Raw genomic sequence first — 17,968 nt, forward strand, 5'->3', positions numbered from 1 at the left:
TATCACCGTCTCGATGCGGCGGAGCGGGCTCTGGGTGAGGTTGAGGGTCGGGAGCGGAAGAAGATCGCGACGCGGGAGGGCATGCTCGCCGAAGCGCGGGCACTGGCCTGCTCGGACGCCGGTGGTTCCCCGACCGCCTGAGCGCACCCTGCCGCTGACAGCTCGGCGCTGACACGTCGACGAGCGCGCCACCATCCGGTGGCGCGCTCGTGGTTTGATGGACTCGTCAGGGATCGCTGACGGGAGGAGACACGGTGAGCGCGGATTCGGCATTGCGACGGTTCGTCGATCAGGCCTATGAGCATCGACGGGAAGCCTGGGAATCGGCCGCGCTGGAGATGAAGCTGTGGCTCAAACAGCAGCAGCGGGACCTGCTCAAGGCCCAGGACATCTCCCGGCTCGATGTCGACGGACACCGGATCAAGGACCCCGCGCGCACCCTCGCGAAGCTCACGGAGAGATTCACCGAGGATCCCGAGGTCGTCATCTCCTCCTGGAGGGATGTCGAGGACCAGATCCGCGACATCGTGGGCGTCAAGGTGCTGTGCAAATCACCGCGCGACCAGGTGATGATGTTCGACGCCCTGCGCGACCCCGAGCAGCTCGGCGACTTCGTCCTCATCGAGGAGAAGAACTACGTCGATCCGCCCAAGCCCAGCGGCTACCGTGCCGCGCACGTCACCCTGCAGATCCCCGTCGACGACGATCCGGTCTATGCGGAGATCCAGGTGAAGACGCGGCTGCAGGACGCGTGGAGCGAACTCACCCATGAGGACATGTACAAGCCGGGAGCCGCGATGAAGCCCAGCGAGCTCCACGCGGAGTTCGCCCGGGCCATGGCGAACATGCTCGCCACCGTCGATGACATGGCCGATGTCCTCGCCGTCGAGCTCTCCGCCCTGACGAATCCCGAACCAGAACGGCTCGCGGCGGCCGACGAGCACGGGATCATCGAGGTCAAGGTCCGCGCCACCGGGCCCAAGTACGCCCTCGCCGTCGACGGGAACGGACGCCAGGGCCTCATCCCCGCGTTCGCTGTTCGCGAGCTCAGCCCGCAGACCGGCACGATCAAGGTCAGCGACTACGTCGACGTCGACGACACCCTGCGCGCGAAGGTCGAAGAGGACTCGAAGGGCGTGTACTACATCCCCTGCGAACTGCCCCGACGGGTCGAGGGCATCACCTGAGGGAATCGATGAGGGCGGGAGCCCTCGCGGCGAGCACGGCGTCGCGGGCGGTGACGAGGTTGGCGAGTGCCGCGGTCACCTCGGCGTAGCCGCGGGTCTTGAGACCGCAGTCGGGGTTGATCCACAGGCGGTCGTCCGGGACGATCGACAGGGCGGCCTCGATGAGCTCGACGAGCTCCGCGACCGAGGGCACCCTCGGGGAGTGGATGTCGTAGACGCCGGGTCCGATCCCGCGAGAGAACTCGGCGAGGTCGGAGAGCACCTCCATGCGCGACCGAGCCGCCTCGATGCTCGTGACATCGGCGTCGAGGGCGCCGATCGCGTCGATGATCTGCCCGAACTCCGAATAGCACAGATGCGTGTGGATCTGCGTCCCCGGCGCCGCCTGGGCGGAGACGAGACGGAACGCGCGCACCGACCAGTCGAGGTACGCCGGTCGCTGTGCCTCCCGCAGGGGCAGGAGCTCGCGCAGCGCCGGCTCGTCGACCTGGATGATGCCGATCCCGGCGGCCTCGAGATCACGCACCTCATCGGCCAGGGCCAGGGCGATCTGGTCCGCCGACTCGGCCAGCGGCACATCGTCACGGGTGAAGGACCAGGCGAGGATCGTCACGGGCCCGGTGAGCATGCCCTTGACGGAACGCGTGGTCCGCGTCGCCGCGTATGTCGACCAGTCAACCGTGATCGGCTCGGGTCGGGAGACGTCGCCGAAGAGGATCGGCGGTCGGGTGCAGCGGGAGCCGTAGGACTGGACCCAGCCCCCCTCCGTCGTCGCGAAGCCGTCGAGGTTCTCCGCGAAGTACTGGACCATGTCATTGCGCTCGGGTTCGCCATGGACGATGACGTCGAATCCCAGGTCCTCCTGGAGCCGGACCACGCGGTCGATCTCGGCCTTCATCGCCTGCTCGTAGGCCGCGGCGTCGATGCGGCCCGCGCGGTGATCGGCGCGCGCCCTGCGCACCTCGGCTGTCTGCGGGAACGATCCGATCGTCGTCGTCGGCAGCCGGGGGATGTCGAGGGCCAGCTGCGCCTGCCTGCGGACCTCGGCATCGCAGCGCCTGCCGTCGCGGCCGCCCAGGGCCGCGGTCCTCGCCGTCACCTCGGGGTTGTGCACGCGGGACGACTCCGCCCGGGTGCGCTTCGCCCGCTTCGCGCGGGCGAAGACCGCCGGCCGGACGTCACGACCGTGGGCGCGGGCTGCCGCGAGAGCCTCGACTTCGACGACCTTCTCCTCGGCGAAGGACAGCCAGGAGGCGACGTCGACGGGCAGCTTCGTCTCGCCGGCCACGGTATGGGGCACGTGGAGCAGAGTCGTCGACGTCGACACGCTGAGGCTCTCCCGGCCCAGCTCGGTGAGCACGGTCAGGCTCGCGTCGAGGTCGTCGACCCAGATGCCGCGCCCGTCGACGACGCCGGCGACGAGGTGGACGGAGGCGGGAACCTGGTCGCGCAGCCGTTGCACGTACTCGGGGTCGAAGGCGCGGGTCGCCGCGGAGAGGTCGACGGAGAGGGCCTCGACTCCGGAGCCGGCCAACGCCGGCAGGCCCGCGCGCAGAGTGCCGTAGGGAGCGGTGACGACGATCTGCGGGCGGGTCCTCGCAGCGGTCAGCGACGCATAGGCGACGGCCGCCGCCTCGGCGAGCTGTTCATCGGAGAGGTCGGCGGAATCCGCGACGAGCGCCGGCTCGTCGAGCTGGACCCACTCGACCCCGGCCGCGGCGAGGGCCGCGAGCACATCGACATAGACCGTGGTGAGTTCGTCGAGTCGCGCCAGGGGTGAGGTCGCGGTGCCCGGAGCGGACTTCGCCAGCGCGAGGAGGGTGACGGGGCCGACGAGGACGGGCCGGACCAGGTGACCGGCGGCCTTCGCCTCGGCGACGATGGAGAGCAGGTGCTGGGGTCGGGCGCGGAACCTCGTCGAGTCCTCGATCTCTGGAACGAGGTAGTGGTAGTTGGTGTCGAACCACTTCGTCATCTCCAGCGGCGGGCGGTGGGTCGTGCCCCGGGCCAGGGCGAAGTACTCGCCGAGGTCGAAGTCGGTTCCGGACGTCGTCGAGGCGATGAGACCCACGGTCAGGGCGGTGTCGAGGACATGGTCGTAGTGGCTGTACGAGGCGGGGATCGCCCAGTCCTCGGTCAGGCCCAGTTCGCGCAGGCGGTGGTAGGTGTCGAGGCGCAGACTGCGGACCGACCGGGAGAACTCCTCGGCGTCGATCCGGGACGCCCAGAGGCTCTCGAGGGCCCTCTTGAGTTCGCGGTGCGGACCGATCCGGGGGTAGTAGCCGGTGATCGTCGCGGCGGGAAAGGCAGTCATGGTGGTTCTCCTTCTGTGTTGGGGTGATGGTCGGGGTGGTGGCACGCGGTGGTCGGGCGGGCTCAGCGGGCCCGCGGCTGCAGGGAGCCGAGGGTGACGCCCGCGGTGTCGAGAGCATCGAGCAGCTCGAAGGTCGTCGTCTGGTCGTTGAAGGTGTAGAAGTGGAGGCCGTCGGCTCCGGAGTCGAGGATCGCGGCCGTGTGCTCGGCGGTGATCTCGAGGCCGACCCGGCGGATGCTCTCCTCGCTCGAGGCGCCGTCGAACCGGCGCAGCAGCTCGTCGGGAATCGCCAGCCGGGCCAGGCGGGCCATCGTGCGCAGGCGCCTGATGCTGGTGATGGGCAGGATGCCGGGGATGATCGGAATCCGGATCCCCGCGTGCTCGGCGCGACGCCGGAGCCGGGCGTAGGCACCCGGATCGAAGAACAGCTGGGTGATCGCGAAGTCCGCCCCGTTGCGCTGCTTCGCGGCGAGGACGTCGAGGTCCTCATCCGGTCCGGTCGATTCCGGGTGTCCCGAGGGATACGCCGCGACCCCGATGCCCAGCCGCCCTGCCGCCAGCCGGGCCGCGTTCTCGGCCTCGATCCGCCGGAGCAGGTCGACGAGCGCATCGGCGTGGGCGAGGTGTCCGGTGGGCACGCTGCTCGCGCCCGGCGGGAAGTCGCCGCGGATGGCGAGGAATCCGCGCACCCCGACGCCGAGGAGGTGGTCGACCCAGGAAGCGAGCTCGGCTTCGGTGCCTGCCGTGCAGGCGAGGTGCGCCAGCGGCCTGAGCGAGGTGTGCTCGGCGACGAAGCGGATGAAGTCCGCCGTCCCGTGCAGCCACCCGCTCGTCGCGGAGCTCGTCACCGCCAGGTAGTCGGGGCTCAGGGAATCGAGGTTCCTGAGGAACTCGGGCATCGCCGCCGCCTGTGCGGGGGAGCGGGGCGGGATGACCTCGAACGAGAGTGCCCGACGCAGGCGGTGCCTGGGCGCAGGCGGGTCGGGCGCGCAGGCCGGCGCCGAGGCGGAGAGCCGGAGGCCGGGGACGGTCACGGGTGCTGTGGTGATGGACATGAGCCCATCCTGTGCGCCGGTCGGGGATGCGGGCCCGGTCGTCGACCGATCGGGGTCACGTCCCGTCACGAACCGGTCAACTGCCGTCCGCCGGGGTCAATCGAGGACTGTTTCCGTCATCGGCCCCCACCGGACGGAGAATCGGTGTATGGAACGGCGATGGTCCCGGGGAATCGCGGATTCCACCGGGACCATCGGGAAGTGCTGTCCGTCCTCGCCTAACGGTAGTTCGTGAACTGCAGGTCGACGTCGAGGTCCTTGCCCTTGAGAAGCGCGATGACCTCCTGGAGGTCGTCGCGCTTCTTCGAGCTCACACGCAGCTCATCGCCCTGGATCTGTGCCTTGACGCCCTTGGGGCCCTCGTCGCGGATGATCTTCGAGATCTTCTTCGCATTCTCCTTGTCGATGCCCTCCTTGATGGTCGCCTCCTGGCGGTACTCCTTGCCCGAGGGGTAGGGATCGCCGAGGTCGAGGGACTTCAGGGAGATGCCGCGCTTGACGAGCTTCGACTGGAAGACGTCGAGGATCGCCGCGACCCGGTCGTCGCTGTTCGCCTTCATGAGCACCTTCTCGCCGCTCCACGCGATCGAGGCATCGGTGCCGCGGAAGTCATAGCGGGAGCCGATCTCCTTGGCGGCCTGGTTGAGGGCGTTGTCGGCCTCCTGACGGTCGACCTTGCTGACGATGTCGAACGATGAGTCGCTGGCCACGGATGCTCCTTCGATTGGCGGACCGATTGGTTTCTGGTCCATCAGTCTAGTCGAGGCCGCACAGTGTGATCTGTGTCAACAAAGCACTTCGGCGGGGGATCCGCTTTGGAAATCGCCCCAACTCCTAGTATTCTTTTTCGAGTGCCCAGCGCACATCCCGGCAGGTTGCCCGAGCGGCCAAAGGGAGCTGACTGTAAATCAGCCGGCATTGCCTTCATAGGTTCGAATCCTATACCTGCCACGGGACCGAAGAAGCCCTGCGATCAGCGGAAACGTCGATCGCAGGGCTTCTTCCTGTTCCCGATCCTCTTGTCCGCCGCCACCGCTGTCGTTAGCGTGGAATGAGGACCGCACGCGCAGGAGGGCACCGGAATGGGCATCGAGGAGACACCTGGACAGGCCCCGCGTCGCATCGAATCCCTGGCTGACCGGAACGCCGTCGTGCGGTCGGCGATCGACGATGCCATCGCCCGCGGAGATTTCGACGACCTTCCCGGTCTGGGCAAGCCGCTCACGGGGCTCCATTCCGCCGAGGACCCCGACTGGTGGATCAAGCAGAAGATGGAGGCCGAGGGCCTGAGCGGCGTCGCGCCCGCAGCCTTCCAGCTGCGCAAGGAGAACGCGCAGCTGCACGAGACGCTCGATTCCTTCTCCCGGGAGCAGGATGTCCGCGATTATCTGGCCGGCTTCAACGAGCGCGTCCGGGCTGCCGTCATGGATCTGCGCCAGGGCCCGCCCGTCTTCACCCCGCCTCGCCACGTCGAGACGGAGGTGGAGCTGTGGCGGAAGCGCCGGCGAGCCAAGGCGCCGACTCGGAGGGAGACACACCCATCGTCACCGGGTCCTGAAAAGGGGACCGGCACTCCGCCCCGACGCAGGTGGTGGCGGCGATGGGGCGGGTGCCCATCGAGCTGACGGTTCGGTCGGACTGGGAGCCGACGCCCGTCACTCGGGCCTGCGCAGCCTCTCGATCGCCAGGTGCGCGAGCACGGCGGACTGATCGGCCAGCACGGAATCATCGAAGACGACGAACGGGGAGTGGTTGTCCTCTCGTCTCTCCGGAGGGATGTCGGCGCGTCCGGCACCGAGCATGAGATACGTGCCCGGCACCTCCTGGAGGACGAACGAGAAGTCCTCACTGGGCATGATCGGCTCGGTCGCGGTCCTCACCCGGTCGTCTCCGAGCAGACCCCGCAGCTCGTCGATGGCCCACGCCGTCTCCGCGGCGTCGTTGACCGTGACGGGGTATTTCACCTCGAAGTCCACTTCGGCGGTGCAGCCGTGGGCCTCGGCGATGCTCGTCGCCAGACGCTGCGCCTGCGCGCGCACGATGTCGAGGGAGTCCTCGGAGAGGGTGCGCACCGTGGCGCCCAGGGACGCCGAGGCGGGAATGACGTTGACCGCCTCACCGGCGCGGAGCTGGGTGACAGAGAGGACCACCGGGTCGAATGCGCTGACTCGGCGGGTGATCATCGTCTGCAGGGCGGTGACGAGTTCGGCGATGGCCGGAACCGGGTCGACGGCGGACTGGGGCTGCGAACCGTGCCCGCCCCGACCGTGGATCGTGACGTGGAGTTCGTTCGCCCCTGCCTGCAGGGTGCCCGGCTTCGTCGTCACGATCCCGCGCTCGCTGACGTTCACGTGCACCCCGTAGGCGGCCCGCACGCGCGGACCTGCCGCGTCGAGGACGCCTTCGTCGATCATCACCGAGGCGCCGTTGAATCCCTCTTCGCCCGGTTGGAACATGAAGACGACGTCTCCGGCCAGTTCACCCCGGTGAGCGTGGAGGAGCCTGGCCGCACCGACGAGCCCGGCGGTGTGGAGATCGTGCCCGCAGGCGTGCATGTTGCCGTTCGTCGATCGGAACGGTTCATCGGTGAGCTCCTCGATGGGCAGGGCGTCCATGTCGCCCCGAAGCAGAACTGCGGGCGCGCCCGCCGACGGGCGGTCCGGATGCGTCCCGCGCAGGACCGCCACGACGGAGGTGGTCCCTGTTCCGGTGCTCACCTCGAGGTCGAGATCCGCGAGTGCGCTCAGCACCCGCGACTGGGTGCGCGGAAGATCGAGGCCGATCTCGGGGTCGGCATGCAGCGTTCGGCGCAGTTCCCGGAGCGCGGGCAGGAGCCGGGCCGCATCTGCCCTGAGTTCCCGGCTCACAGCAGACCGACGAGGACGCTGGCGATGACGACGGACCCGCTGCTGACGGCGGTGAAGCCGCCGACGAGCATCGGCGGGAGCATGACGTTGAGCAGCGCCTCCTTCTCGTCCTTGTCCCGGCCGACCGAGCGGGCGACCTCGTGGGTGAGCAGGTAGTCGGCGGGGAAGCCGTACATGGCCGTCAGCGCCACGGACATCCCCAGGGGAGCCCTCCACCGCAGCAGCTTCGTCGCGATGAGACCGCCGAGGACGATGCCCGCGCCTCCGACGAGGAGGATCGTCACGGTGGGCAGGAAGGCGTCGATGACGTCCTGGACCGAGGCGGTGACGAGCGGGGCCATGACGATCGCGATGACGCCGGCCATCGCGATGCCGAAGGAGCTCGACTTCTCCATCACCCTCTCGGGGGTCAGGCCGATCGTCGTCGAGAGGATGCCGAGGATGAGGGCGAGGATCGAGGACGGGATGTGGGTGGGGATCGCCAGGAGGGTGGCGGCCGACCCGCCGACGAGGATCGCGAAGAGCATGAACAGCTGATTGTCGACGAGGTAGTGGGGGAGGGTGACGAGCCTCTTCTTCGTCGCGGCCACCTCCTCGTCGCGATGATGCTGGAGGGCGAGGGTGTGGAGCTCACCGCTGTCGCGCAGCTTCGTGGCGAACCGGCGCAGGAGGAAGTTGGTCAGCGGCATCGACGGCAGGGACTGGAGCATGAGGACGAGGGCCGGGAGGACGATGACGGCCGAGGCCGCGCCGTGTGCTGTCAGCCCCTCCGTGGTCAGGCTGGTCGCGACGATGCCTCCGGCCAGGGGTCCGGACCCCGCGACGAAGGTCTCGAAGCCGAACAGCGGGGCGACGACGGCGAGGAGCAGGAGCACGGCGACGAGCATCCCGGAGACGGAGATGATCACTGACCGCCACTGCTTGAGCATCGTGCGCAGAGGGATGAGGGACCCCATGTGGAAGAGCAGCGGTGCGACGAGGATCGTGTAGATCTGGACGAGCATCGAATCGTCGACGATCGACGTCGGGACGAGTCCCATCTTGGCGGCGATGAAGATCCCGAGCATCGCGACGAGCAGGCTGGGCACCCGCGCCTTGGACCAGATGGACACCAGCTCGCCGAGGGCGATGAAGGCGAGGATGATGGCGGCGGCGAAGATGGGTTCCATGGGTCGAGAGTATTGCCCGAGCGCACGATATGACCATGCGCCTCTCAGCATCCAAGACGATCCGGCATGCTCGGTTGCGGCGATCGGCAGGGCATAGGCTGGGGCCATGAGTTTTCGTCAGTTCCTGCTCGAGAGGGGATACGGCGAGCGTCCCGGAACCGCGACCCGCCCGCTCGTCATCGCTCATCGCGGCTACTCGGCAGTGGTCCCCGAGAACAGCCTCGCCGCCGTCGACGCCGCCCGCGCCCTCGACGTCGACTTCATCGAGGTCGACACCTCGACGAGCGCCGACGGCGTCCCGATCATCCTCCACGATCCCGACCTCGACAGGACGACCAACCGGAAGGGCCCGGTCGTCAACCTCACGGCCGAGGAGCTCTCCTTCGTCGACGCGGGGTCGTGGATGGGACCGGGATTCACCGGGATCAGGATCCCGACCCTCGGCGCCCTCATGCGCGGGTTCCAGCAGCGCGGTGGTGAGCTCCTCCTCGAACTCAAGGGGGAGTGGTCGGCGGGAGCGGTCGCACGGATATCCGAACTCGTCGTCGAGACCGGCATGGCCGACCGCACGGTGGTCCAATCGTTCCGCACCGAGACGCTGGCCGCGTGCCGAGACCTGCTGCCCATGGTCTCGAGATTCCTCCTGCGGATGGTTCCGCGCCCCGAGGACATCGAGATCGCCCGCGATCTCGGCGCGGTGGCGATCAACCCCTCGTACAAGGGGTTCACCATGCGGAAGTCGGTGGTGTCCGAGATCCGCGACAACGACCTCGGCGTCTTCGTCTGGACCGTCGATGAGATGAACGCGTGGCGCGACCTCCTCGACGCGGGGGTCGACGGGATCATCACGAACCATCCGGGTCGACTCCAGGGCTACCTGGCCGGTTGCTTCGACCCGGTGAAGTAGGGCGGGGCGGAGTCGGTGGCGGACGCTCGCGGGGCGGGCAGGTCCGCTCTCGGTTGTGATGGACGTCACCGGAAGACGATTTGCCCCGTTCGCCCGAGAGCGTGTAGATTCTTACCTGTTGCCCCGATAGCTCAGTCGGCAGAGCATCTCCATGGTAAGGAGAAGGTCAAGGGTTCGATTCCCTTTCGGGGCTCTCGTGCCGCGTGAAAACGGTACATGATATCGAGGCGCGGTAGCTCAGCTGGTTAGAGCGCACGACTCATAATCGTGAGGTCGGGAGATCGAGCCTCCCCCGCGCTACTCGAGTCCGAAGAACCTCCACCCATCGGGTGGGGGTTCTTCTCGTTGACGACCTCGTCGTCGAGGTCACCGGGTCAGCGGAGATCGCCCGCACAGCCCAGGATTGCTCCACGCGTTCGCCGTGAACACAGTCGTCGAGTACCTTGACGGGGATCCGGAAGTCGTGCCGGCACTGAGCTGCGGTCTGATTCTGGCGATCGCGGCTGTCGCTTTCGGAGTGATCGGCGTCTGGCTGCTCGTCCCAGAGGGATACATGGTCGCCGTGGCAGCAGTCTGCTTCCTCCTGCTTGCCCGCCCGACAATGCTCGGCGCCGCGCTGGACTTGATCGACTATCTTTCGGCATCCGGGTACGCGAACTTCGGCGCCCTGATCATCCTCTGGATCGGCAACACGATTCTCCTCGCCGGAGCTGTGTTCTCGGTCTCTGCACCCTCAGGACCGAGACCCTCCGGCGAGGTGAGCTCCACGACCCGAGTGTGACCGCAGTCGACGCTGAGACCGCCGCCCGGGATCGGGGAGCCGTTATCATGGCCGGATGATCCCGACGACAGCACTGGCCGACGGCACGAGCGTCCCCGTCCTCGGACAGGGGACCTGGCACATCGGCGATGATCCCGCCCGCCGCGCCGAGGAGATCGCGGCGATCCGCACGGGCATCGAGGCGGGCATGACCCTGATCGACACCGCCGAGATGTACGGGTCGGGTCGATCGGAGAGCCTCGTCGGCGAGGCGATCGCGCCGCTGCGCGACGACGTCTTCCTCGTCGACAAGGTCCTGCCCATGAACGCCTCGAAGCAGGGGACGATCGAGGCCTGCCGGCGGTCCCTCGACATCCTCGGCACCGACCGCATCGACCTCTACCTCCTCCACTGGCCCGGCCCCCACCCGGAGGAGGAGACGATCGAGGCCTTCGAGGAGCTCGTCGACCGCGGCCTCATCGGCGCCTGGGGTGTGAGCAATTTCGACGTCGACGAGGTCGCCGGGCTGCCCGCCCGACCGCAGGTCAACCAGATCCTCTACAACCCCTCCCGCCGCGGACCCGAGTTCGACCTCCTCCCCCGCCACCGGGAGTCGGACCTGCCGATCACCACCATGGCCTACTCGCCGATCGAACAGGGCCGGCTCCTCGACCATCCCGTGCTCACCGAGGTGGCCCGCCGCCACGAGGCGAGCGTGGCCCAGATCCTCATCGCCTGGGCCATCCGCAGCGGCGACGTCATCGCGATCCCGAAGGCGGCGACGACCGGCCACGTCCGCGCGAACGCCGAGGCGGCCCGACTGCGACTGAGTGCCGCCGACCTCGCCGACATCGACGCGGCATTCCCCGCCCCGACGGCGCCCCAGCCCCTCGAGATCCTCTGATGCCGGCCCCGTCCCTCGCCCTCATCTCCCACGGCACCTCCTCGCCCGAGGGACAGTCGGTCATCGAGGCGCTCGCCGCCGCCGTCGCCGCCGATGTCCGCGCTCGCGGCCTCATCGACGAGGTCAGGCTCGGCCATGTCGACGTCCAGTCGCCCGACGTCGCCGAGGTGCTCGCGGGCTTCAGCCCCGATGCTCCGACGATTCTCGTCCCCCTGCTCCTCTCCCCGGGGTACCACGTCCACGTCGACCTCGCCGAGGCGCTCGCCACGGCGGGGGCGACGGGGGAGTCCGGAGCCCGAGACATCCGGCTGACGCCGACGCTCGGCCCCGATCCGAGGCTCGCCAGGATCCTCGCCGACCGGTTGCCACCTCTGCACGAGGACGATCATGTCGTCCTCGCCGCCGCCGGATCGAGCGATGCGAGGGCCGACGCCGCCTGCCTCGAGGTCTCCCGATCGCTCGCGACCGAGCTCGGTCGCCCCGTCGCCGTGGGCTTCCACGCCGGCGCGGGACCTGCCCTCAGCGAGATTGTTGAGCAGAAACGCGCCCTCGGCGGCCGCGTCGTCCTCTCGAGCTACCTGCTGGCGCCCGGATTCTTCCAGGACCTCGCGCAGCGGATCGTCACCGATACCGGTGATGTCCTCACTCAGCCACTGCTCCACTCGGGCGCGGAAACCCCGCCAATGCTGGTCGACATCGTCCGCGATCGCGTCCTGACATCTCTCTGAAAACTGAGTCAAGCTGGACGTCTCGGTTCGTCATCCCCGTTCACATGGTGTCTCATGACATGAAGTGACGGCGATTTCGAGATCGAGTTGTTGAGCAATCGGTTCATTGTGTAGCGTGTCGTCTCAAAGCTTCACCGCAGCGTTTGGAGACGGCAATGTCCACTTCCGTGGAAGAGATCACCAAAAACCCTGGTCAGACAGGAAAGTCGAGGCCTCCCCGCCCGAAGAAGTCGAATGGGCAGTGGAAGGTTGACGGCACCGAACCGTTGAACAAAAACGAGGTCGATAAGGCCGAGGACAACGGGCTCAACGTCCGCGCCCGGATCGAGGAGGTCTACGCAAAGGGCGGTTTCTCCTCCATCGACCCCGATGACCTGCACGGACGCTTCCGCTGGTGGGGTCTCTACACGCAGCGCAAACCCGGCATCGACGGCGGCCGCACCGCGACCCTCGAACCGCACGAGCTCGAGGACGAGTACTTCATGCTCCGGGTGCGCATCGACGGCGGCAAGCTCACCACCGAGCAGCTGCGCACGATCGCGGAGATCTCCAACGACTTCGCGCGCGGCACCGCCGACCTCACCGACCGGCAGAACATCCAGCTCCACTGGGTCGAGATCGAGAACGTCCCCGAGATCTGGCGCCGCCTCGAGGCCGTCGGCCTGCAGACCACCGAGGCCTGCGGCGACGTCCCCCGCGTCATCCTCGGCTCACCGGTGGCGGGCATCGCCGCCGACGAGCTCATCGACCCCACCCCGGCGATCGAGGAGATCTCCCGGCGCTACATCGGTGACCAGAGCCTCGCGAACCTGCCGCGCAAGTACAAGACCGCGATCACCGGCCACCCCAGCCAGGACGTCGTCCACGAGATCAACGACTGCTCCTTCGTCGCCGTCGAGCACCCGGAGCTCGGGATCGGCTACGACCTGTGGGTCGGGGGAGCGCTGTCGACGGTGCCCCGGTTCGCCGAGCGCCTCGGCGCCTGGGTCGCCCCCGATCAGGTCGTCGAGACCTGGCTCGGAGTGACCGAGATCTTCCGCGACTACGGCTACCGGCGGCTGCGCAACAAGGCGCGCCTGAAGTTCCTCCTCGCCGATTTGGGGCCGGAGAAGTTCCGGGACATCCTCGAGACCGAGTACCTCGGCTACCGCCTCGCCGACGGGCCGGCCCCGACGAAACCCGAGACGGCAGGGGACCACGTCGGCATCCACCGGCAGGTCGACGGCCGCTACTACATCGGGGTCAGCCTCATCGCCGGTCGCGCCTCGGGCTCCCTGCTCGCCCAGGTCGCCGATCTCGCCGAGAGGTACGGGTCGACCCGGCTGCGCACCACCCCGCACCAGAAGCTGCTCCTGCTCGACATCGAGGAGACCGACCTCGAGGCCGTCGTCGCCGAACTCGACGCCCTCGGCCTCTCCAGCCGCAGGGACCTCTTCCGCCGCTCGACGATGGCCTGCACGGGCATCGAGTTCTGCAAGCTCGCGATCGTCGAGACGAAGCAGACCGCCGCCGACGCCGTCGCCAAGCTCGAGGAGCGCCTCGCCGGGATCGACCTGCCCCACCCCATCAGCCTCCACCTCAACGGCTGCCCTAACTCGTGCGCCCGCATCCAGACCGCCGACATCGGCCTCAAAGGACAGCTGGTGACGATCGACGGCGTGCAGACGCCGGGCTTCCAGGTCCACGTCGGCGGGGGACTGGCCTCGAGCGACCGGGAGGAGGCGGGCCTCGGCCGCACCGTCCGCGGCCTCAAGATCACCGTCGACGACCTCAGCGATTACGTCGAGAAGCTCGTCCGCCGGTTCCTCGCCGGCCGCGGCGAGGACGAGACCTTCTCCCAGTGGGCCCACCGAGTCGACGAGGAGGAACTGGTATGAGGGACACCGTGACACTCCGTGCCATCGCCGAGGCCGGCGCCCGGGAGCTCGCCGGCACCGGTCCCGGAGCCGCCGACGAGGCGAACCCGGCCGACGTCATCCGCTGGGTATCGAGGAACTTCGAGGCCGGGGCCTGCGCGGTCGCCTGCTCGATGGCCGACGCCGCGCTCCCGCACTTCGTCGCCCAGTACCTGCCCGGCGTCGACGTGCTCTTCCTCGACACCGGCTACCACTTCCCCGAGACCTACCGGACGCGCGACGTCGTGGCCGAGCGCCTCGACGTGCGCATCGTCGACGTCCTGCCCGAGCAGACCGTCGCCGAGCAGGACGCCGAGTTCGGGGCGAAGCTCCACTCCCGGGACCCGGGACTGTGCTGCGCCCGGCGCAAGGTCGCCCCCCTGCACAGGTCGCTGGCCGGCTACGAACTCTGGTTCACCGGAGTCCGCCGGGACGAGGCACCCACCCGTGTCGAGACCCCGCTGGTGACCTTCGACGAGAAGAACGGGCTGGTCAAGGTCAACCCCCTGGCCGCCTGGAGCTTCGACGACCTGCTCGACTACTCACGCGCCTTCGATGTGCCGGTCAACCCCCTGCTCGACCAGGGCTACCCGTCCATCGGCTGCCAACCCTGCACCCGCCCCGTGGCCCCCGGGGACGACCCCCGAGCCGGCCGCTGGGCCGGCACCTCCAAGACAGAATGCGGACTCCACGTATGAGCATCGACACCATCGACACACTGACCCCGCTGTCCACCCTCGACGTCCTCGAATCCGAGGCGATCCACATCATCCGGGAGGTCGTCGCCGAATTCGAGAAGCCCGTGCTCCTGTTCTCCGGGGGCAAGGACTCCGTGACCGTCCTCCACCTCGCCGCGAAGGCGTTCTGGCCGGCCAAGGTCCCGTTCGGGCTCCTCCACGTCGACACCGGACACAACTTCCCCGAGATCCTCGAGTTCCGCGACCGCACCGCCGAGCGCTACGGCATCGACCTCACGGTCGCCAAGGTCCAGGACTACATCGACGACGGCCGGCTGCGCGAGAGGGCCGACGGCACCCGCAACGTCCTGCAGACCCAGCCGCTCCTCGACGCGATCGCCGCCGGCGGCCACGACGCCGTCTTCGGCGGAGCCCGGCGCGACGAGGACAAGGCACGCGCCAAGGAGCGCATCCTGTCCCTGCGCGACGAGTTCGGCGGCTGGGATCCGAGCAATCAGCGCCCCGAGCTGTGGAACCTCTACAACGGCCGCCACGCCCCCGGTGAGCACGTGCGCGCCTTCCCGATCTCGAACTTCACCGAGCTCGACGTGTGGAGCTACATCGCCCGCGAGGGCATCGAGCTGCCCGCGCTCTACTACGCCCATGAGCGCGAGGTCTTCTCCCGCGACGGCATGTGGTGGTCGACAGGGGAGTACTCGACCCCGCGCGAGGGCGAGACCGTGACGCGCAGGACCGTGCGCTACCGCACGGTCGGCGACATGAGCTGCACGGGCGCGGTCGAATCCCAGGCCGCGGACATCGAGGCGGTCCTCGCCGAGGTGGCCGTGACGACAGTGACCGAACGCGGAGCCACTCGCGCCGATGACAGGATCTCGGCCGCCGCGATGGAGGACCGGAAGAAGGACGGGTACTTCTGATGACGACGACACAGACGACGACCCAGGCGACGACGCTGCTGCGGTTCGCGACCGCCGGCTCGGTCGACGACGGCAAGTCCACACTCGTGGGCCGTCTCCTCCACGACGCGAAGGCGATCCTCGCCGACCAGCTCGAATCCGTCACCCGGACCAGCCGCGAACGCGGGTTCCTCGGCGGGGAGTTCGACTTCGCGCTGCTCACCGACGGACTGCGCGCCGAACGCGAACAGGGCATCACGATCGACGTCGCCTACCGGTACTTCTCGACCGACAGGCGATCGTTCATCCTCGCCGACTGCCCCGGACACGTCCAGTACACGCGCAACATGGTCACCGGGGCGACCACCGCCGACGCCGTCGTCGTCCTCGTCGACGCGCGCGGCGGCGCGACGGAGCAGACCCGCCGTCACCTCACGGTCATCCACCGGCTCGGGATCCGCCACGTCATCCTGGCGATCAACAAGATCGACCTCCTCGGCTACGACCACACCGCCTACGCGCAGGTCGAAGCCGAGGTGGAGGCCCTGACCCGGGACATCGGGATCGAAACCGCCCACCTCATCCCCGTCTCGGCGCTCGCCGGGGACAACATCGTCGAGCCCTCAGACAACACCCCCTGGTACCGGGGACCGGCCCTGCTCGAACTCCTCGAGACCCTGCCGAGCACCGAGCAGGACACCGCCGACCTCGAGCCGTTCCGCCTCGACGTGCAGACCGTGCTGCGCCCCCAGGGCGGACTGGCGCCGGGGCTCGATCCCGAGGAGTTCCGCGACTACCGGGCCGTGGCCGGACAGATCACCTCGGGACGGATCAGCGTCGGCGACGAGGTGGACGTCCACCCTGCCGGGCTCACCGCCACGGTCATCGGCATCGACACCGCGGATGGCCCGCTCGAGACCGCGAGTGCCCCGCAGTCGGTGGCCCTGCGCCTGGCCGAGGACGTCGACACCGCCCGCGGCACGGTCCTCGCCGCGGCGGGAACGCTGCCGACCCCGCGCCGGAGCATCCGCGCCGAGGTGTTCCCCTTCACCGCCGACGGACTGTGGACCGGGGACCGCGTGCTCATCAAGGCGGGCACCGCCACCGTCAAGGGGATCGTCGCGATCGCGGCCAGGCGCAGCCTCGAGACGTCGGCGCTCGAGGACGCCGAGGTGCTCGCCGGCAACGACATCGGCGTGGCGGAGATCAGGCTGAGCGCCCCGCTGCCGCTGGCGGACTACCGCGACCACGGACGCAGCGGCGGCTTCCTCGTCATCGACCCCCAGACCGGCGGCACTCTGGCCGCGGGCATCCACACCCCAGCGGACTGACGACAGAACGGCACACCATGAACATCCTCACCTCTCTCACTCCCGGCACCGTGCTGCTCGTCGGGGCAGGCCCCGGCGATCTCGGCCTGCTCACGGTCTCAGGGCTGCGCGCCCTGGAGGCGGCCGACGTCATCGTCGCCGACCGCCTCGGCGCCCGCTCCGTCATCGACCAGCTCGAACTCGAACGGGGCGCCCCGCTCGACGCGGAGATCATCGACGTCGGCAAACTGCCCGGCCACCATCCGGTGCCGCAGGAGCGGATCAACGAGATCCTCGTCGAGCAGGCGCACGCGGGCCACCGCGTCGTCCGGCTCAAGGGCGGCGACCCGTTCGTGTTCGGCCGCGGCGGGGAGGAGCTCGCCCACTGCCTCGAGGCCGGCGTCGACGTGCGGGTCGTCCCCGGTGTCACAAGCGCGAACTCCGTTCCCGCGGTGGCCGGGATCCCCCTGACGCATCGGGGACTGGCCACCGCCTACACGATCGTCACCGGCCACGACCAGCTCGCCGAGCTCGGCGGCGGACGCGACCACACCGTCGTCGTGCTCATGGGCATCGGGACACTGGCGCACTCGGCGATGATCCTCGCACGGGGAGGCCGCGGCGCCGACTGCCCTGTCGCGATCATCGAGGACGGCTACGGCCCCGGCCAGCGGGTGACGATCGGCACGCTGGAGACGATCGCCTTCCAGGCCGCCCGGCGCGGTGTCCGGTCCCCGGCCGTCGTCGTCGTCGGTGACGTCGTGGGACTGAGCCCCTACGCCGACGGCGCCTTCGAGACCGCACAGCCGGCCCGGAACCCATCAGCACTCACGAGGACCACATGACCTACATCATCGCCCAGCCCTGCGTCGACGTGAAGGACCGAGCCTGCATCGAGGAGTGCCCGGTCGACTGCATCTACGAGGGCAAGCGCAGCCTCTACATCCACCCCGACGAGTGCGTCGACTGCGGCGCCTGCGAACCCGTGTGCCCCGTCGAGGCCATCTACTACGAGGACGACGTCCCCGAGGAATGGTCGGAGTACTACAAGGCCAACGTCGAGTTCTTCGACGACCTCGGATCCCCCGGCGGAGCCGCCGCCCACGGGGTCCTCGACGTCGACCACCCCTTCATCGCCAATCTGCCACCCCAGAACTCCTAAGGATCCAACCATGACCACTCATCCCTTCCGCGTCGCGATCGTCGGTGCGGGTCCTGCCGGTATCTACGCGGCGGATCTGCTGACGAAGGCCGAGCGTGACTTCGAGCTGAGCATCG

At 68.8% G+C, this 17,968-nt stretch carries 17 protein-coding genes and 3 tRNA genes; 15 read left to right on the forward strand and 5 right to left on the reverse strand.

The window, feature by feature from the left end; translation table 11 throughout:
- The first annotated feature begins 254 nt into the window (after positions 1 to 254).
- Entirely contained in the window at positions 255 to 1,187 is a 933-nt protein-coding gene (locus tag DFO65_RS16730) for a GTP pyrophosphokinase (RefSeq protein WP_113905589.1), read from the forward strand.
- On the opposite strand, the gene metE is transcribed toward DFO65_RS16730, so the two are convergent.
- The 3 genes from metE to DFO65_RS16745 form a co-directional block, all read right to left on the reverse strand.
- Positions 1,180 to 3,501 (reverse strand): 5-methyltetrahydropteroyltriglutamate--homocysteine S-methyltransferase, encoded by a 2,322-nt coding sequence (gene metE, locus DFO65_RS16735; protein WP_113905590.1) that lies wholly within the window; start codon positions 3,499 to 3,501, stop codon positions 1,180 to 1,182. The genes DFO65_RS16730 and metE overlap by 8 nt on opposite strands.
- Before the next feature lie 62 nt (positions 3,502 to 3,563).
- Complete coding sequence (locus DFO65_RS16740) at positions 3,564 to 4,556, reverse strand: methylenetetrahydrofolate reductase (RefSeq protein ID WP_113905591.1); 993 nt, start codon at positions 4,554 to 4,556, stop codon at positions 3,564 to 3,566.
- Positions 4,557 to 4,774: 218 nt separating this feature from the next.
- Entirely contained in the window at positions 4,775 to 5,266 is a 492-nt protein-coding gene (locus tag DFO65_RS16745; RefSeq protein ID WP_220151320.1) for a YajQ family cyclic di-GMP-binding protein, read from the reverse strand.
- 159 nt (positions 5,267 to 5,425) lie between these two features.
- Between DFO65_RS16745 and DFO65_RS16750 the strand changes: the two genes are divergently transcribed.
- Together DFO65_RS16750 and DFO65_RS16755 are read left to right on the forward strand one after the other, a co-directional pair.
- Positions 5,426 to 5,507, forward strand: a tRNA-Tyr gene (locus DFO65_RS16750).
- A 131-nt stretch (positions 5,508 to 5,638) separates the two neighbouring features.
- On the forward strand, positions 5,639 to 6,181 hold the full coding sequence (locus DFO65_RS16755; protein WP_113905593.1) for a DnaJ family domain-containing protein: 543 nt from the start codon (positions 5,639 to 5,641) through the stop codon (positions 6,179 to 6,181).
- A gap of 30 nt (positions 6,182 to 6,211) precedes the next feature.
- Here DFO65_RS16755 and DFO65_RS16760 read toward each other — a convergent pair whose 3' ends face one another.
- Both DFO65_RS16760 and DFO65_RS16765 read right to left on the reverse strand, forming a co-directional pair.
- A complete protein-coding gene (locus DFO65_RS16760) occupies positions 6,212 to 7,423 on the reverse strand; it encodes a M20 metallopeptidase family protein (RefSeq protein ID WP_113905594.1) in 1,212 nt (403 codons plus the stop codon).
- The gene (locus DFO65_RS16765) at positions 7,420 to 8,592 is read right to left on the reverse strand and encodes a hypothetical protein (protein ID WP_113905595.1); all 1,173 of its coding nucleotides are present in this window, start codon (positions 8,590 to 8,592) and stop codon (positions 7,420 to 7,422) included. The genes DFO65_RS16760 and DFO65_RS16765 overlap by 4 nt, the downstream gene beginning before the upstream one ends.
- 106 nt (positions 8,593 to 8,698) lie before the next feature.
- On the opposite strand from DFO65_RS16765, the gene DFO65_RS16770 reads away from it, so the two are divergent.
- The 12 genes from DFO65_RS16770 to fdxA all read left to right on the forward strand — a co-directional run bounded on the left by DFO65_RS16770 (position 8,699) and on the right by fdxA (position 17,852).
- Positions 8,699 to 9,499: a glycerophosphodiester phosphodiesterase gene (locus DFO65_RS16770; protein ID WP_113905596.1), complete on the forward strand. Its 801-nt coding sequence runs from the start codon at positions 8,699 to 8,701 to the stop codon at positions 9,497 to 9,499.
- Positions 9,500 to 9,619: 120 nt separating this feature from the next.
- Positions 9,620 to 9,692: transfer RNA gene (locus DFO65_RS16775), tRNA-Thr, on the forward strand.
- Between the two features lie 33 nt (positions 9,693 to 9,725).
- A tRNA-Met gene (locus DFO65_RS16780) sits at positions 9,726 to 9,799 on the forward strand.
- Positions 9,800 to 9,902: 103 nt separating this feature from the next.
- Positions 9,903 to 10,280, forward strand: coding sequence for a hypothetical protein (locus DFO65_RS16785; RefSeq protein WP_113905597.1), 378 nt, complete (start codon positions 9,903 to 9,905; stop codon positions 10,278 to 10,280).
- Positions 10,281 to 10,335: 55 nt separating this feature from the next.
- A complete protein-coding gene (locus DFO65_RS16790; RefSeq protein ID WP_113905598.1) occupies positions 10,336 to 11,163 on the forward strand; it encodes an aldo/keto reductase in 828 nt (275 codons plus the stop codon).
- Complete coding sequence (locus tag DFO65_RS16795; RefSeq protein WP_113905599.1) at positions 11,163 to 11,891, forward strand: sirohydrochlorin chelatase; 729 nt, start codon at positions 11,163 to 11,165, stop codon at positions 11,889 to 11,891. The genes DFO65_RS16790 and DFO65_RS16795 overlap by 1 nt, the downstream gene beginning before the upstream one ends.
- Positions 11,892 to 12,046: 155 nt before the next feature.
- Positions 12,047 to 13,768 (forward strand): nitrite/sulfite reductase, encoded by a 1,722-nt coding sequence (locus DFO65_RS16800; RefSeq protein WP_113905600.1) that lies wholly within the window; start codon positions 12,047 to 12,049, stop codon positions 13,766 to 13,768.
- A complete protein-coding gene (locus tag DFO65_RS16805) occupies positions 13,765 to 14,484 on the forward strand; it encodes a phosphoadenylyl-sulfate reductase (protein WP_113905601.1) in 720 nt (239 codons plus the stop codon). The genes DFO65_RS16800 and DFO65_RS16805 overlap by 4 nt, the downstream gene beginning before the upstream one ends.
- The gene (cysD, locus tag DFO65_RS16810) at positions 14,466 to 15,401 is read left to right on the forward strand and encodes a sulfate adenylyltransferase subunit CysD (RefSeq protein ID WP_113905602.1); all 936 of its coding nucleotides are present in this window, start codon (positions 14,466 to 14,468) and stop codon (positions 15,399 to 15,401) included. The genes DFO65_RS16805 and cysD overlap by 19 nt, the downstream gene beginning before the upstream one ends.
- A complete protein-coding gene (locus DFO65_RS16815) occupies positions 15,401 to 16,711 on the forward strand; it encodes a sulfate adenylyltransferase subunit 1 (protein WP_113905603.1) in 1,311 nt (436 codons plus the stop codon). Before cysD ends, DFO65_RS16815 begins: the two co-directional genes overlap by 1 nt.
- A gap of 17 nt (positions 16,712 to 16,728) precedes the next feature.
- Positions 16,729 to 17,535, forward strand: a complete 807-nt coding sequence (gene cobA / locus DFO65_RS16820) for a uroporphyrinogen-III C-methyltransferase (protein ID WP_113905604.1) — start codon at positions 16,729 to 16,731, stop codon at positions 17,533 to 17,535.
- Positions 17,532 to 17,852, forward strand: a complete 321-nt coding sequence (fdxA, locus tag DFO65_RS16825; RefSeq protein ID WP_113905605.1) for a ferredoxin — start codon at positions 17,532 to 17,534, stop codon at positions 17,850 to 17,852. The genes cobA and fdxA overlap by 4 nt, the downstream gene beginning before the upstream one ends.
- The last annotated feature ends 116 nt before the right edge of the window (positions 17,853 to 17,968 follow it).

Origin of the sequence: Brevibacterium sanguinis (assembly GCF_003315415.1) — a bacterium.
Taxonomy (GTDB): domain Bacteria; phylum Actinomycetota; class Actinomycetes; order Actinomycetales; family Brevibacteriaceae; genus Brevibacterium; species Brevibacterium celere_A.